The organism is Dyadobacter flavalbus, assembly GCF_006149045.1.
GTDB lineage: Bacteria > Bacteroidota > Bacteroidia > Cytophagales > Spirosomataceae > Dyadobacter > Dyadobacter flavalbus.
In genome coordinates this window covers 33,607-48,275 of sequence record NZ_VBSN01000066.1, presented here as the reverse complement: position 1 = coordinate 48,275, position 14,669 = coordinate 33,607, and the positions used below count along the sequence as shown (strand labels likewise).

Annotated in this window: 11 protein-coding genes; 4 read left to right on the top strand and 7 right to left on the bottom strand. The window is 45.6% G+C overall.

Annotation, left to right across the window (positions count from 1 at the left end; translation table 11 throughout):
- Positions 1-26 precede the first annotated feature (26 nt).
- The 5 genes from FEM33_RS20820 to FEM33_RS20800 all read right to left on the bottom strand — a co-directional run bounded on the left by FEM33_RS20820 (position 27) and on the right by FEM33_RS20800 (position 7,711).
- Positions 27-1,100 (bottom strand): efflux RND transporter periplasmic adaptor subunit, encoded by a 1,074-nt coding sequence (locus FEM33_RS20820; RefSeq protein WP_139013913.1) that lies wholly within the window; start codon positions 1,098-1,100, stop codon positions 27-29.
- A 3-nt stretch (positions 1,101-1,103) separates the two neighbouring features.
- Positions 1,104-1,307: a hypothetical protein gene (locus FEM33_RS20815; RefSeq protein WP_139013912.1), complete on the bottom strand. Its 204-nt coding sequence runs from the start codon at positions 1,305-1,307 to the stop codon at positions 1,104-1,106.
- 114 nt (positions 1,308-1,421) lie between these two features.
- On the bottom strand, positions 1,422-2,651 hold the full coding sequence (locus tag FEM33_RS20810; RefSeq protein WP_139013911.1) for a DegT/DnrJ/EryC1/StrS family aminotransferase: 1,230 nt from the start codon (positions 2,649-2,651) through the stop codon (positions 1,422-1,424).
- A gap of 15 nt (positions 2,652-2,666) precedes the next feature.
- Positions 2,667-4,343: a SusD/RagB family nutrient-binding outer membrane lipoprotein gene (locus FEM33_RS20805; RefSeq protein WP_229214336.1), complete on the bottom strand. Its 1,677-nt coding sequence runs from the start codon at positions 4,341-4,343 to the stop codon at positions 2,667-2,669.
- Positions 4,343-7,711 (bottom strand): SusC/RagA family TonB-linked outer membrane protein, encoded by a 3,369-nt coding sequence (locus FEM33_RS20800; protein WP_139013910.1) that lies wholly within the window; start codon positions 7,709-7,711, stop codon positions 4,343-4,345. Before FEM33_RS20800 ends, FEM33_RS20805 begins: the two co-directional genes overlap by 1 nt.
- 371 nt (positions 7,712-8,082) lie before the next feature.
- On the opposite strand from FEM33_RS20800, the gene FEM33_RS20795 reads away from it, so the two are divergent.
- From FEM33_RS20795 to FEM33_RS20780, 4 genes are all read left to right on the top strand, one after another.
- Entirely contained in the window at positions 8,083-9,507 is a 1,425-nt protein-coding gene (locus tag FEM33_RS20795; RefSeq protein WP_139013909.1) for a BamA/TamA family outer membrane protein, read from the top strand.
- A gap of 95 nt (positions 9,508-9,602) precedes the next feature.
- Positions 9,603-10,217 carry a hypothetical protein gene (locus FEM33_RS20790; protein ID WP_229214335.1) on the top strand — a complete coding sequence of 205 codons (615 nt, stop codon included), beginning with the start codon at positions 9,603-9,605 and terminating at the stop codon, positions 10,215-10,217.
- Positions 10,218-10,222: 5 nt separating this feature from the next.
- Entirely contained in the window at positions 10,223-10,930 is a 708-nt protein-coding gene (locus FEM33_RS20785) for a peptidylprolyl isomerase (RefSeq protein ID WP_139013908.1), read from the top strand.
- 12 nt (positions 10,931-10,942) lie between these two features.
- The gene (locus FEM33_RS20780; RefSeq protein WP_139013907.1) at positions 10,943-11,851 is read left to right on the top strand and encodes an SDR family oxidoreductase; all 909 of its coding nucleotides are present in this window, start codon (positions 10,943-10,945) and stop codon (positions 11,849-11,851) included.
- Between the two features lie 11 nt (positions 11,852-11,862).
- On the opposite strand, the gene glgP is transcribed toward FEM33_RS20780, so the two are convergent.
- Both glgP and FEM33_RS20770 read right to left on the bottom strand, forming a co-directional pair.
- Positions 11,863-13,509: an alpha-glucan family phosphorylase gene (gene glgP / locus FEM33_RS20775; RefSeq protein WP_139013906.1), complete on the bottom strand. Its 1,647-nt coding sequence runs from the start codon at positions 13,507-13,509 to the stop codon at positions 11,863-11,865.
- A 196-nt stretch (positions 13,510-13,705) separates the two neighbouring features.
- Positions 13,706-14,602, bottom strand: a complete 897-nt coding sequence (locus FEM33_RS20770) for a hypothetical protein (RefSeq protein WP_139013905.1) — start codon at positions 14,600-14,602, stop codon at positions 13,706-13,708.
- Between the last annotated feature and the right edge of the window lie 67 nt (positions 14,603-14,669).

Genomic DNA, 14,669 nt, shown 5'->3' with positions numbered 1-14,669 from the left:
CGTTGCAGGCAAATATGCTTTCGATATTAATTTACCTTAACTGCGGTATTCGGTTTGATGGCAATGATGCCCGAAGTAATCAGAGAGTCGCCCGGATTCAGTCCTTCAATCACCTGAATCCTTTTATCCGTACGTAAGCCCGTCGTTACCAGTGCTTCCTGTGCCTTTCCATTCTTGACAATAAAAACTTTTTTCCCTTTCAAAACCGGTACAATGGCTTCGGTCGGAATCATCATGGCCGATCGGTTGGCTTCAAGGTCCGCCAGCACTTTCACAAACATGCCGGGCACAAACCTGCCGCCCGGGTTTTTGGCTACGGCCCTTACTCTCAGCGTACGCATGTTTTCGTCCACTTTCGGATCAATAGCAATAATGCTGGCGTTATAAGTTGCCGGGTCGCCGTCCAGACTGAATTTTACAACATTTCCAACCTTTATATTAGGCGTATATTTTTCAGGAACAGTAAAATCTATTTTCACCGGATTACTTTGGACGATCGTCACAATGGAAGTTCCCGGTGCGAGATACGCACCTTCGCTGATGTATTTAAGCCCGATCCTGCCGCTGAAAGGCGCACGGATTTCCGTTTTTTCCAGCTGGGCTTCGATAACTTCCTTTTCAGCTTCCAGTAACCGGATGTTATTGGAAGTAACATCGTATTCTTCCAGGTTTATCGCTTCTACATTCAAAAGTTTTTTCTGACGTTCCTCTATTTTCTTGCTGAGTTCCTGATTGTAAGCGACTTTCTGCAACTGTGCTTTAAGCTCCCGGTCGTTTATTTTGGCAATAAGCTGTCCTTTACTGATCAGAGATCCTTCCTGAATATCGAGTTTTACAAGCCTGCCGGAAATTTCAGACATCAGATTTACTTCTTCATTCGGAAGCACTGTTCCGGAAGCAAATATCTGGTTTTCAATCGATTCCCGACCCACGACAAACACATTCACAGGAATGCCGCTGCCTGCGCCGGAACTGAGGTTCTTGCCATTAGCACCCTTTTTATCATCGGAGATTTTATTCTTTTCGGGTTTGGAAAAAACAAACAGCTTTCCCAAAACGAGCACAATAATGATCCCTGCAACCAGTATTATTGTACGCATAGATTAATTAAGATAAATTTCGTGCAATTGATTGTCAAGTAAATACATTTCTGTAAAACTACTTTTTAAAGATACTTCATATTGCATAAAGTGCCAACGAGTTACTTTTATACTTTCATTTGCGGTATTATCTTCCTTTTGCAGCAGTTTCTTTTTTCCTTTTGATAAAGCACCGCTTCCGTTTATTGATTTACCATAACGCTTCAATGATGTGAAGTATAACTTTGGACAAAAAGGAAAATGTCAACCCATGACAATTCATGACAACAATTGATAATCCATGACAACAAATAACAATTAATGTTTAAGTACAACAAGGCTTCAACAAACCAGCCTTTGTATCTTCAGAATAGCCTGCGCAAATGCTTCCATATCCTGCCTGTCGCCTAACAGGGCGTGCTGTAAAATCCAGACGGCGTCCGTTGTGCATGCCTGCTCGGCAGCAGGGCAGAAAACCTGGCTGTAATCTACCGTTTCCGGAATGGCGTAGCACATGAAGTTTTTGTTCCGGAAAAGTGGCTGCTTGTACAAGGGATGCGGATATCCTTTGAAACATGGAACGCCTTCCGCAGCCAGCATTTCAGCAAACTGGTTCTTTGGAAGATTTCCGAACCTAGAAGCGTCGTATTTGAAAATGTAAATATGATAACAGTGTAGAGTAATTTTAGTACCTCTTTTTAAAGGCAAAATACCACTGATTTCATTAAGCAAAGCATTTAGATAAAGTCCGTTTTCATTTCTTTTGCGCGTTTGTTCATCCAGCCGTTTCAGCTGCTGTGAGAGCAGCACGGCCTGCATTTGCGTAATCCGGTAATTGCAGCCCGGATTGTAATGATCATACCACTGGCCGCCCTCAATGCGCCCGACATTTCGCAGCGAATGCATCATTTTAAATAGTTCGTCATTATTTGTAATGACAATCCCGCCTTCTCCGGAAGTAAGGTTTTTGGAAGACTGAAAACTGAAACTGCCTGCATCGCCGATTGTTCCCAGCTTTTTGCCTTTGTACTCGGCTCCGTGTGCATGCGCGGCATCTTCAATTACTTTCAGATTATAGCGCCGGGCAATAGCCATAATCGCATCCATATCGCAGGCCAAGCCTCCGAAATGCACGGCAATAATTGCCTTTGTTTGCGGTGTAATGGCTTCTTCAATCGCTGCCGGGCTAATATTGTATGTTTCAGGATCAATGTCTGCGAATACGGGCACACAATTGCACTCGATTACGGAAGTGGCCGTTGTAATAAAAGTATAAGGCGGAACGATGACTTCATCGCCCGCCTTTACACCACAAGCCATCAGAGCAATACGTAATGAAACGGAGCCGTTTACACAGGTTACTGCATATTTACTTCCGCAAAATGCCGCAAATTCAATTTCAAATTTCCGGACTTCGTCACCGCAGTCCGGATTTCCCCATTTTCCGCTTTCGACAACAGCAGCTACGGCATTTACTTCCGCGTCGCTGAAAACCGGCCATTGAAAATGTTTGTTCACCGTTTTCGGACCGCCGTTTATTGCCAGTTCCTTATTCGAATAAGCTGACTGCACGTTGTTGAAACCTTTTTATTTTAGTAACCACATTTTGGAAAACTGATCATCCACGGCAGGCGTAAGTGACGAAACGCCCTCGTCGTAAGCCGATTTGTTCTGGCCCAGTTCATTGCCCGGATAACGGTAGCGCTCCGGAAAAGGAAAGCCACTCAGCCGTCCGTTGTTGAAAATATTCGGAAGCCGGGTTCTGCGCAGATCGAGGTATGCTTCGGCGGAAACCATAAAAAGACTGATCCATTTCTGATCCGCAATTTTTGCCAGCTGCCCGGCTTTGTCTGCAGGAAGTGCAATGGCCGGCTGTGCAAGATACTTCGCCACAGCATCCGCGCTTACGCCCCAGCGAAGCAGGGAATTGGTGACTCCTTTACGGTAATAAGCATCTGCACCTCCTGAAATAAGCCCTTTTGCAGCAGCCTCGGCCAATATAAACTGCACTTCATCGCTGTTCATGACCATGGCTTTTAACAACGGATGTTTATCTTCCCGAAACAGTTTGGAAAATTTGGAAACCTTGAAATTGCCAACAGTCCCACCGGCAGCTATATCGTAATGTCCGTTTCCGTTTTTCCAGTCGCTGAGCATTCCGGCTATAAATCCGACATAAACTTTATTGGAATCAATCAGAATGTCTTTTGTGGCATAGGCTGCAATGTCTTTGTTTTTACGGTTGATGTATTCCCACGTTGATGTGTAAGTATAGCCGTTGGGATCGGTTGTTGTAAAACTTACGCCATTTTTTGCAGGATCGCTTGTCCAGGGTTTTTCCACCGGCGCAAACCAGATCTGCATACGCGGATCATTCAGTTCGGTAAGTTTATCGACCAAGGTTTTGGCTGGTCTTCTGGTATCAAAATTATCGATTGTTCCCCAGTTTAAAGGTCCGCCTGTCCAGGAATTGCCATTATCACCGCCAACTGTCCCGATATAGGATATGGATGCATTTTCTGTCGCCTCGGAAAGTACAGGTTCGTTTGCCAGTGCGGAAATCATTGCAGCGGCATCCGGCAACTTGGCCGATGCCCGCATCAATAGTCTTAGCTTCAATGAATTTGAAAATTTCTGCCATTTTGCCTTATCTCCGGCAAACATCAGATCATAGCTGCCGGATATGGTTTCAGTTCCTGCCGCCATCAGGGCATTTGCTTCATCCAGTTCTTTCAGCAATCCGGTATAAATGTCCGTTTGTTTGTCATATTTCGGATAAAGAATGCCTTCGCGTGCTTTAAGCGCCTCAGAGTAATATACGTCTCCGTAAAAATCCGTCATGTAGGAAAAAAGCAGCACCCGGAAAATCTTGAAAATGCCTTGATGCGTTTTGGAATCCCGCGTTTCGGCCAGCCCGATGCCGCCGTCAATGAGTTTGAGAATATCCATGGCCGTGTACATGTCGTTCACGGGCGATTTGAAACCCGAATAAAAGTTGTCGCCGCTTTGGTAATTGCTTTCCATATGCTGCACTGCGCCGGGAAGCATCCGGTTATCAAAGCCCATTTTCTGATAAAAAAGCGCTGTTTTCTTGATTATGGAAGCCAGCAGATACGGATCATTCACGGATTCCACAGCATTCTTTTGCTGCAGAGAATCGTAAGTTCTTAATTCATCGTCACTGCACGAAACAAGCCCGGCAATGGCCATGATGGAAAATATTCTGACGCTCAGTTTCATATTTTTCAAAAGAAAAGTTGTCATTAAAAATCAAGAGAAAGTTTAAAGCCATACGAACGGATGCTCGGCAAAGTAGCCCTCAGCACGCCCTGATTGGCGCCAACGCCGGTGAACGCAGATTCCGGATCTTCATGTCGGCCGGACTTGTTCCATTGAAAAAGGTTTCTGCCGACGAGCGCAAGCGTTACGTTATTCAGCTTGTATGTTCTTGCAAGGCCTGCCGGCAGCGTGTATGCAAGGGAAATTTCCCGCATTTTGAAATTGGTAGCGTCGTAAGTTCTTGTAGAGGTAAAGTTCCATATAATGTCGCCGTAACCGTTATACGGGAAATCGTAAAAGGTATTGTTCGGGTCTGCACCGTTTACAATGTAATCCGAATCCTGCGCATCTTCCGGATTGCCTTCGTAAGCCGGGTTCAGGAAAACGCCTTTAACATAACTTGCATCCTGGAAATCAGAACGTTTATCGTCATTGTTGCTGTTAATGGCATCATACTGGCTTGCGCCGACTGCCGGCCAGACCATTCCGCCGTGTTCCGCATCGCGGCCGCCCTGCCAGAGCGGATTATTGTCGCCCGAGCCCAATGTTGTTACTGCCCTTCCGTTCGATTCCAGATATTGCTGGTTAACAGAAACGTACTTTCCGCCTTTCCGCAGGCTGCCGACCATATTCAGTGTAAACTGTTTGTAACGCAATGTTGTATTCAGTCCCAGTATAAAATCCGGGTTGAAGTTTCCAAGCTGGCCGCGGTCTCTTTCATCGGCGGATTTCTGGATTTTGCCTTCGTCACCGTCCAGCAGCGGCATCCCTGCGTATTTTCCTTTTTTCACCCTTAAAACAGGGTTTTCTTCATAAATATTCCCGATGGTTTCGCCTTCTGCGATTTTCACTTTTGTTTTTCCGTCATAATTGGCAAATACATAGCCGTTCGGCGCAAAGCTGTCTGACAACCGGGTGATTGTTGCCTTGTAATGCGTAAAGCTTCCGGAAACATCCCACGAAAAATCCCGGGTTTTAACCGGTGAAAAAGTCAGGCCCCATTCGTAGCCTTTGCTTTGCACATCGCCGATATTGGTAAGCAATCCCGAATAGCCTGTTCCCTGCACCAGCGGAATGTTATCGATCTGATTTTTCTGTTCTTTTATAAAATAGGTAAAATCAAATTTGATGCGGTTTTGCAGCAGCCAGAGATCAATTCCGGTTTCCTGCGTAATGGAGTGCTGTGCTTTCAGGTTCGGGTCCACAATCGTTGCATTCAGGCTTACGGTATTGATCGGGCCCCACGGATTGGTGTCATAGCTGTATGTATCAATGGATCTTCTTCTGACCAGACCGTTTCCTACGTCGGCAAGCCCCAGCCGGAATTTGACCAGGTTAAATGCTTCCGGAAACTTGAACGTTTCGGATGCGAGCCAGCTCAGTGATGCCGAAGGATAGAAGTAATGGATCTTTTCTTCATCCAGAATTCCTTTCCAGTCATTACGGCCGGTTACATCCAGGAAAATTTTATCGTCCCAGCCAACCGTAGCCGTTCCATATGCGCTGAAAGACTGGGCAGTATTAAAAGGTGTGCCGCCTACGGTCATGGTTCCTGATCTGATGTTTGCCAGAGTAAAAAGTGCGGGCGAATTCAAGTCATTTCCATTGATTTCCATGTCATTGGTATTGGTATAACGGTAATTTCCGCCGCCGGCAACGGTCAACGACATTCTTCCGAAATTCCGGTTATATGTAAGGATTGCATCCGAGTTAGCTTCTATGCTGCTGTTGTTTCCTGACACATACTGGCCGTAAGGATCGCCTTTTTCACCCCACGATTTCCGCAGTTCGTAATTTTCCTTTACATTTTCCATTCCGGTACGGAGAAGCAAAGAAAGATGATCGTTAAACTGCCAGTTGAGCTGTAATTTCCCGAAATAATTGTCGCGGCTGAAACGGTGAATTTTCTCATACGTTGTCCACCACGGATTGTTTTCAGCAACATCCACGCCGTTGTCTTTCATAATGGCTCCGTTTTGCCGGGAACCTTCGAATCCGTCGAGCCAGTAACTTTTCATATCGCCCAGCGGCTGCAGATTGCTCGGCATGTTGAACAGCAGGCTGTTCAGTACGCTGCTGGAACCGGTTGTATTGGCTTTGTTCGGATTGTATGTATTGATGTAACTTGCATTGACCGAAACCGTAATCCGGTTTGTGATGTTATACTGCGAATTGAAATTGACCGATTTCTGCTGCGTTTTGGTATTCGGCATTACGCCTTTGTTCGTCATATTAGACAGCGACAACCGGAAAGATCCCTTGTCATAATTGCCCGTTACACTGATATTGTTGGTAATCGTGCTTCCAGTCTGCAGATAGGCTTTCACACGGTTTTCATTGGAAGAAACCATCGGCCCGTTTTTCCAGCTTTTTGACTTGATATCCCAGTAATCCGACACAAATTTTCCGTCCAGTTTCGGGCCCCACGTATCGGTGTTGTCGTACTGCCATTCATACGCCCTTTCGCCCTGCCCGAATTCCATCTGGCTTTCGATAAACTGATACGGCTTTTCCACGGTTGCCATCGTTGAAAAGGAAACGCCCAATCCTTTTTTGGCACCTTTGCCCGATTTTGTCGTGATCATCACAACGCCGTTGCCGCCTTCGGCTCCGTACAAAGCGCCGGCGCTGCCGCCTTTCAGGATCGTAATGGAAGCGATGTCATTCGGGTTCAGCTGCGAAAGGATGTTCCCGAAATCAACGCCGTCTTTTTGTGTGAATGACTGTGTCCCCACAGGAATTCCGTCGATGACGTACAGCGGCTGTCCTTTTACGGCAACATTCGCGCCGCCGTCGCCGGTTGTAGGAATGGCCGTTGTCCCGCGGATATTTACCAGAACGGATGAAGTCGGATCACTGCTCAGACTGGTCAGGTTGACACCGCTTACTTTTCCGTCCAGTGATTTCATCAGGTTGGGATTTCCGGCCCGTACAAGCTCTTCGCCTTTTACCGCCCCGACGGAATAGGCAAGTGACCTTGTTTCCCTGTTTATACCCAATGCCGTTACCACAACTTCTTTCAGGTTTTCGGCACTGGGTGCAATAGAAACATCAATGATGCTTTTGCCGCCCACCGGTACTTCTTCCTGCTCATATCCTACAAATGAAAATACCAGCACCGCATCGGAGCCGTTTACTTCCAGCGCGTAATCGCCCGAGGCACTGGAAGTTGTTCCTGTCTGCGTACCTTTTACGAGCACATTGACGCCCGGCATTGCTGAACCGTCTTCTTTCGAAGTCACTTTCCCTTTGACGAGGACTTGTGCCACGGCAAACGAGTTCAGCGCGGCGGCAACCAGCACAGCCGCCAGCATTCGCACCGCAAAAAGTTTTAATGTAGAGTTGGAATTCATATTTCGACTGGGTAACGGTTTTGAAACATATATTTACAAGTCAATTTGCGGAGGTAATTACCATATTGTTTATTTCCTTTTACTTAACGGTTAAAAGGTTACATGACAAAGCATCAAAAACTTTCACTCAGCTTTTGTCCGGCGTTCTGCCTTTTTGCACGCTGGATATTTCCTGCAAAACAATGGCGCTTCATAAGTGCATCATTTATTGAAGGATACTGATCCGCTAGTATAAAAGACTACTGCCGGAAGCTGATTTTCGAAAGTTAACATAAGGATAATATTCCGACATTTCGGCCTATAAACGTACTTTTGAAAATATTTTCCTTTATACTTGAAATTACATTCCACACTGAATTCGGCCATGAAGCATGAGGTTTGTCCAGCATTATAAATCAATAGCGCTTCTGCTGTTTTTTATACACCTTCCGGATTTCATTTACGCACAACTCGTTACGCCCGACAGCAGCGGGATTGTCGTGATCGGCGACATCCGGATTGAAGGAAATGCAAGAACGCGTGCCGGCATTATCCTCAGGGAAATGGCCGTAAAAAGCGGAGATACACTGCAGGCTGCACTGCTCAGGGAAAGCCTGGAAACGGATCGGCGTAAAATCATCAATACCAATTTGTTTGTGACTGTGGAAATGCTTCCGGCCAGCAATGCGGATTCCGTCCGGACCGATGTACGCGTGATTGTAAAAGAACGCTGGTATTTCATTGTACTTCCTGTTTTTCAGCTTGCCGACCGCAATTTCAACGAATGGTGGTATGACCGCAAACGGGATTTGTCCCGGACGATTTACGGTGTTTATCTGAGTTACGGAAATGTTTCCGGGCGTGCGGACAAGCTACGTTTTATTGCCGAATTCGGGTTTATCCCAAAATTTGAAGTGGCCTATACCCTTCCGTATCTTGACAAAGCGCAGAAAACCGGCATTACGGTCGGGACTTCCTATTCGGTAAACAAAACGACGGCTTTCAGAACATGGCGCGACAAACTGGATTACCTGAGCAGCGAAAACATTAACCGAAGGCGGTTTTATTCGTATGTAAGCCTTACGCGCCGGAACAAATATTATACGTTTCATTCCGTTGATCTGCGTTACAGTTACAGCCGGATATCGGATACGATTGCCGTGCTCAATCCCAATTATCTGCTCAACGGCCGCAGAAACCAGCGCTATTTTCAGTTAAGCTATACTTTCAGCTACGACCGGCGCGATAATGTACAGTATGCCTTGTCCGGGCAAACGCTCGGCCTGCAGATTTCCAAAACAGGTTTGCTGCATTCAGACGATGTGAATACGCTTTATATGTACGGATCTTACCGGAAGTACGTTCCGCTGGGCAAAAACTGGTATTTCAACTCAGGCGTCCGCGCGCGCGTTTCTTTTCCCAAACGGCAGCCTTATCTGCAGACCGTCGGACTGGGTTACAGAAATGATCTTGTCCGAGGTTATGAACTGTATGTTGTAGACGGGCAGAATTACGCCTTGTTAAAGAACGAACTGAAATACAGGCTTTTTTCAGTACAGAAACATTTTCCTTTTATTCCTGTAAAACAGTTCAATACGATTCCGCTTGCGGCTTACATCAATACGTTTGCGGACGCCGGTTATGTAAAAAATTTCTATCCGGAACTGAGCAATACGAAGCTGGGCAATTCCATGCTTTACGGAGCCGGAGCCGGTCTGGACGTGGTTACTTTTTATAATATTCTGGCCCGGTTCAATCTTACCTACAATGCAAAAGGCGAACGCCGCTTCTTTTTCAACTTCTCGCGGGAATTCTGATTTTTTTACCGGTCATGGAATTATCGCTAAATTGCGCTGTAAATGTTAAGTTCGCATCAAAAAGGCACAACTATTTTATTGTAATCCGTAACTGAATGAAAATAAATTTTACAAGCATGAAATATTCCGGGAATTACTTTGCTGTTCTTCTGACGGCAATTGTTTTAAATGGCTGCGATACGAAAACCAACCAAAAAACAGAAGCTGCTTCTGACTCGGTTGTGGTGACACAACCGCCCGCCGACGCAGAGCTGAACAGCGACCAATCCACTTTGCTGGAAGCAATCCTGGGCTCTTCCGATGAAGAAGCAGGAACGGTAAGAGGCATTGCGTTCGGCGATCCGGTCAGCAAAGTCAAATCGACGGAAAAATTTGAACTGTTTGAAGAAACTGCGGATCACCTCGGCTACACTTCCGAAACAGCCAAGCTGGAAACCATTGATGTACAGTACTTCTTTTCGTCAGACAAGAAAATCAACAGAATTACAGTTGACGTTTACCTCAACAGTCCGGCTGCTACAAAGGAGCTGTGGAATGCCGGCAAAAGTCATTTCAATGAAGCTTATGGAGCCCCGAAAGAAGAGTCGAAAAAAATAACATGGAATAAAAATTCGGTCAGGGTAAATATGGAAGACGTATCTGAAGGAAAAGATTACGGTCTGAAATTCCAGTTTGTTCCGACAGACAAAAATGTGCTTGCAGTAAAATAACGTTTATGAAAATCAGAAAATCAATTCTTCTGGCCTTTGTGTGCCTTTATTCGCTGAGCGTTTCGGCTCAGAAAAAATCAAAAAAAGACGAAGTTGTAACCATTGAAACGGATTTGGGAAGTATGAAACTCATCCTTTTTGATGAAACGCCGAAACATAAAGCCAATTTCCTGAAACTCAGCAATGAAAATTTTTATGACGGTCTGCTTTTTCACCGTGTGATCGATGCGTTCATGATTCAGGGCGGCGATCCGAATTCAAGAAATGCAAAGCCGGATGAAATGCTTGGAAAAGGTGATAACGGCTATAAAATTCCTGCGGAATTCAGTCCGAAACTGTTTCACCAGAAAGGCGCGCTGGCCGCAGCACGTGACAATAATCCGGCAAAAGAATCGAGCGGATGCCAGTTTTACATTGTACAGGGCCGGAAATGGAGCAAAAACGATCTGGACAAACAGGCTGCCCGCGCAGCCCGGAAACTGACCGACGAACAAAGAAAAGTTTACGAGACAATCGGCGGCACTCCGCATCTGGACGGCGCGTATACGGTGTTCGGGCAAGTTATTGACGGCATGGATGTCGTGGATAAGATCGGCGCGGTTTCCAAAGATGAAAGAGACCGTCCGGAAAAAGACATTGCCATGAAGGTTTCGGTCAAAAAGATGAAAAAGAAGAAAATTACACGCAAGTACGGCTGGAATTACGAAGCTTAATATCGTTCGGGATTGAAAAAGAAACGCATTCTTGTAACCGGCTCAAACGGTCTTCTGGGTCAGAAGCTGATTGAATTGCTGGTTTCTGAAAATACCTGTGAAACCATCGCTACTGCAAAAGGTAAAAACCGGCTGAATTCCAGCGAAGGCTATGAATTCCTTGAAATGGATGTAACCGATCCCGTTCAGGTTGATCATGTTATTGGCTCTGCAAAGCCGGATGTCATTATTCATACCGCTGCCATGACCAATGTGGATCAATGCGAAATGGAAAAAGAGGCATGCTGGAAACTGAATGTCACCGCTGTTGAAATCCTGGTCGGAGCATGCCGGAAATATGATGTATTTCTGGAACATGTTTCTACGGATTTTATTTTTGACGGAACTGCGGGACCGTATAAAGAAGAAGACTTGCCGAACCCGGTCAGTTTTTACGGATGGAGCAAATATGCAGCGGAGAAAGCGGTTATGCATTCAGGTATAAAGTGGGCAATCGCCAGAACGGTGCTCGTATACGGCATCGCGCATGATATGAGCCGGAGCAACATTATCCTTTGGGTAAAAAAATCGCTGGAAGAAGGAAAAGCCATAAAGGTTGTAACGGATCAGTTCCGTACGCCGACGCTGGCAGAAGACCTTGCAAAAGGCTGCTTTCTGATTGCAGACCGGGAAGAACAGGGCATTTTCAATATTTCAGGAAGCGATTTCATGACGCCGTATGAAATGGCCATGATGGCCGCTGATTACTTTTCACTCGACAAATCACTGATTTCCCCGACCGATGCTTCCACTTTTACGCAGCCGGCCAGACGTCCGCCGCGTACAGGCTTCGACATAACAAAATCCCGGAATGTACTGGGTTATGAACCGCATACATTCCGGGAAGGCATTGCATTACTGGCAAAACAAATCAGTATTTAAAACTGACCGGCTTAATAAAGCTTTTCATAATATTCACGCGCCATACGATCCGAATTGAAATCGGCATTGACGTCGTTCAAGCTGTTCAGGACCATTTGCCGCCATTTCTGCTGATCGGCGTAGTAAGTCGGAATGACGGTTGTTTCCAGTTTATCCAGCAAATTGTCGCAATCCTGCTTGTTGATATCGTCTCCTTTTGCAACCGGCAGAATAAAGGCGTTTTCACCATCTTTGGCAAATTCACAGATCCAGCCGTCGTAAGTAGACAAATTCAGTGAGCCGTTCATGGCCGCTGTCATTCCGCTTGTTCCAGAAGCTTCTCTCGTTACAACCGGCGTGTTGAGCCATATGTCCGACCCGTCTTTCAGCAGCTTGGAAAGTGCCAGTTCATAGCCCGTCAGTACGGCCATATTCGGAAATAAATGGCTGAGATAAAACAAATGATTGAATGTATCCACCGCGCCCTGATCTTTCGGATAAGGTTTTCCCGCCCAGATTATCTGTACAGGCTGCTCTTTGTTCGCCATCATTTTTTCAAACCTGTTGCCGTCCCAGACGAGCATATCCGGTCTTTTATAAGCCGCAAACCTGCGTGCCCATACGATTGTAAGCACATTCGGGTCAAAAATCTTCCCGCACTGATCGGCAACCGTTTTGAACAAAAGCTTTTTCAGCTCCTTTTTTCTGGCTGCAATTTTATCCGTATCGCCGCTGATCCTTGCCTGCTCAAATTCTTTATCAATCCAGTACGTATTGTTCTGTGCATTGGTGATATGATCAATTTCGGCTATTCCGGGATAAACTTTCCACATATTTCTGGAAACTTCTCCATGCAGTTTCGAAACGCCGTTAGCTTTTCGGCTCAGGCTGAGTGCAGCAAGCGAATGATTGAAGATGTTGTCCTTTGTGCCACTGATTTTACGCACCGTTTCCAGATCCAGACCTGAAAAGAATCCGAGGCTGTTCAGGAAATCAATATCGTGCTTTTCATTGCCTGCTTCTTCCGGCGTATGCGTTGTAAATACGATCCGTTTTTTGAGCTCGTCAACACTTTTGTATTTATTATACAAATGAAAAATAGCCGAAACGGCATGCGCTTCATTGAAATGGTAAACCTGCGGTTCATACTGCAGTTCTTCCAGCAGCCTTGCACCGCCGATGCCGAGCACCATGCATTGCGCTACTTTATACGTAACGTCAGCGTCATACAATGAATAACTGATGGCGCGCGTGGTTTCGTCGTTTCCGTCTGTATCCGTTGTAAGCAGGAACACCGGTGCCGACTGAAATACATCGGGCGGAAGATAATAGGCCGCCACCCAAACCTCTTTTCCGAGTATCGGGATCTGGAAACGGATTTTGGTATCCATCAGATAAGAATACATTTTTTCACGAAATGCAGGCTGCATGCTTCCGTCCTGTTTTCTGTCCTGATCGTAATAACCGTGTTTCCACAGCATGCCGATGCCGATCAGGTTTTGTTTGAGCGCATAAACGCTGCGCATGTGCGAACCGGCCAGAAAACCCAGTCCGCCGGAGTAGATCTTCAATGCCTGATCGATGGCAAATTCCATTGAAAAATAAACAACTGATTTTTTGTATCGTTCATCCGGGGTAAATGGATGCTGGTATGGGAGAGAAAAAGTTTGCTGTGACATTAAACAGGGAATTTTGAAATTACAATAAGTTCGTTAAAGCAAAAAACTGACATTCTTTGTCATTCAGATTCAATTGAATTTATAACAATTATAAAACCATGCCATAAACGTATATATAAACGTTTTCTACATACCGACATTAAAAACGCCTGCCCGACTTGCGTCAGACAGGCGTCATCAATCCATACCATTAATCTTATTTTCCGAACAGCCTTGACCAGAAACCTTTGGCTTTCACTTTCGTTTCTTCGTATTTTTCAGAAGCGGTTTCTTTCAGTTCTTCAAGTTCTTCGGTTGCTTTTACTTTCAGTTCGGCGGCTTTTACCTGCGCTTCGGCGATTTTCTGTGAAGCAATGATTTTTGCATCTTCAAATGCTTCTGCGGCATCTTCTTTGATATCTTCAAACTTTTCGGCAGCCGCTTCTTTCAGGTCTTCCGCTTTTTCAGTAAGGTCGGATACGATTTCCTGCGCTTTTACCCTGCCGGCAGCAATGTTCAGCTCCACTTCATTCTGCAGTTGCTCCGTTTTTACGGCAAATCCCGATTTTACTTCCTGCGCCGTTTCAGTAGCCTCTTCTTTGGCTACTTCTGCCTTTGCAGCAGCTTCTTCTTTTATGTTTGCAACAATTTCCTTTGCTTCTTCCGTTTTGTCTTCAACAGCTATTTTCAGGTTTTCCGCTTTTTCCTCTGCGGCAGTCCCGATTTCTGCGACCGTATCTTTTGTGTCCTCAGCTTTAACTTCCGCCGTGGCTTTCAGGTCTTCCAATTTATCAGCAGCCTTTTCTTCTGCTTCCAGCGCTGCATCTTTGGCCTCGTCCCACTTTGTATCTGCTTCTGCTTTCAGGTCATCTGCTGTTTCATAAACTTCTGACCGGATACCGTCGGCGGCTGTTTTTGCATCTTCTGCTTTTTCTTCTGCATTCACTTCAAGTGCTTCCAGTTCTGCAGTCGCATTGTCTTTGGCTTCTTCATTCAGTTCCTTAACCTCTTCCTCTACGCCGTTTGTGGCACTGTTTGCTGTGACATTCAAATCTTCTGCTTTCTTATCCAGTTCTTCAGAATATTCCGGGGTTAATTTCACATTGTCTGCCATAAGTTTCAAGGTTTGGTTGGATTAATATACGTTAAAACCAAATCTACAAAGGACTTATCAACGTTGC

Coding starts and splice junctions, on each gene's coding strand:
- FEM33_RS20820 (WP_139013913.1), bottom strand. CDS start 1,100: ATGCGTACAATAATACTGGTTGCAGGGATCATTATTGTGCTCGTTTTG.
- FEM33_RS20805 (WP_229214336.1), bottom strand. CDS start 4,343: ATGACAACTTTTCTTTTGAAAAATATGAAACTGAGCGTCAGAATATTT.
- FEM33_RS20800 (WP_139013910.1), bottom strand. CDS start 7,711: ATGAATTCCAACTCTACATTAAAACTTTTTGCGGTGCGAATGCTGGCG.
- FEM33_RS20795 (WP_139013909.1), top strand. CDS start 8,083: ATGAGGTTTGTCCAGCATTATAAATCAATAGCGCTTCTGCTGTTTTTT.
- FEM33_RS20790 (WP_229214335.1), top strand. CDS start 9,603: ATGAAAATAAATTTTACAAGCATGAAATATTCCGGGAATTACTTTGCT.
- FEM33_RS20785 (WP_139013908.1), top strand. CDS start 10,223: ATGAAAATCAGAAAATCAATTCTTCTGGCCTTTGTGTGCCTTTATTCG.
- glgP (WP_139013906.1), bottom strand. CDS start 13,509: ATGTCACAGCAAACTTTTTCTCTCCCATACCAGCATCCATTTACCCCG.
- FEM33_RS20770 (WP_139013905.1), bottom strand. CDS start 14,602: ATGGCAGACAATGTGAAATTAACCCCGGAATATTCTGAAGAACTGGAT.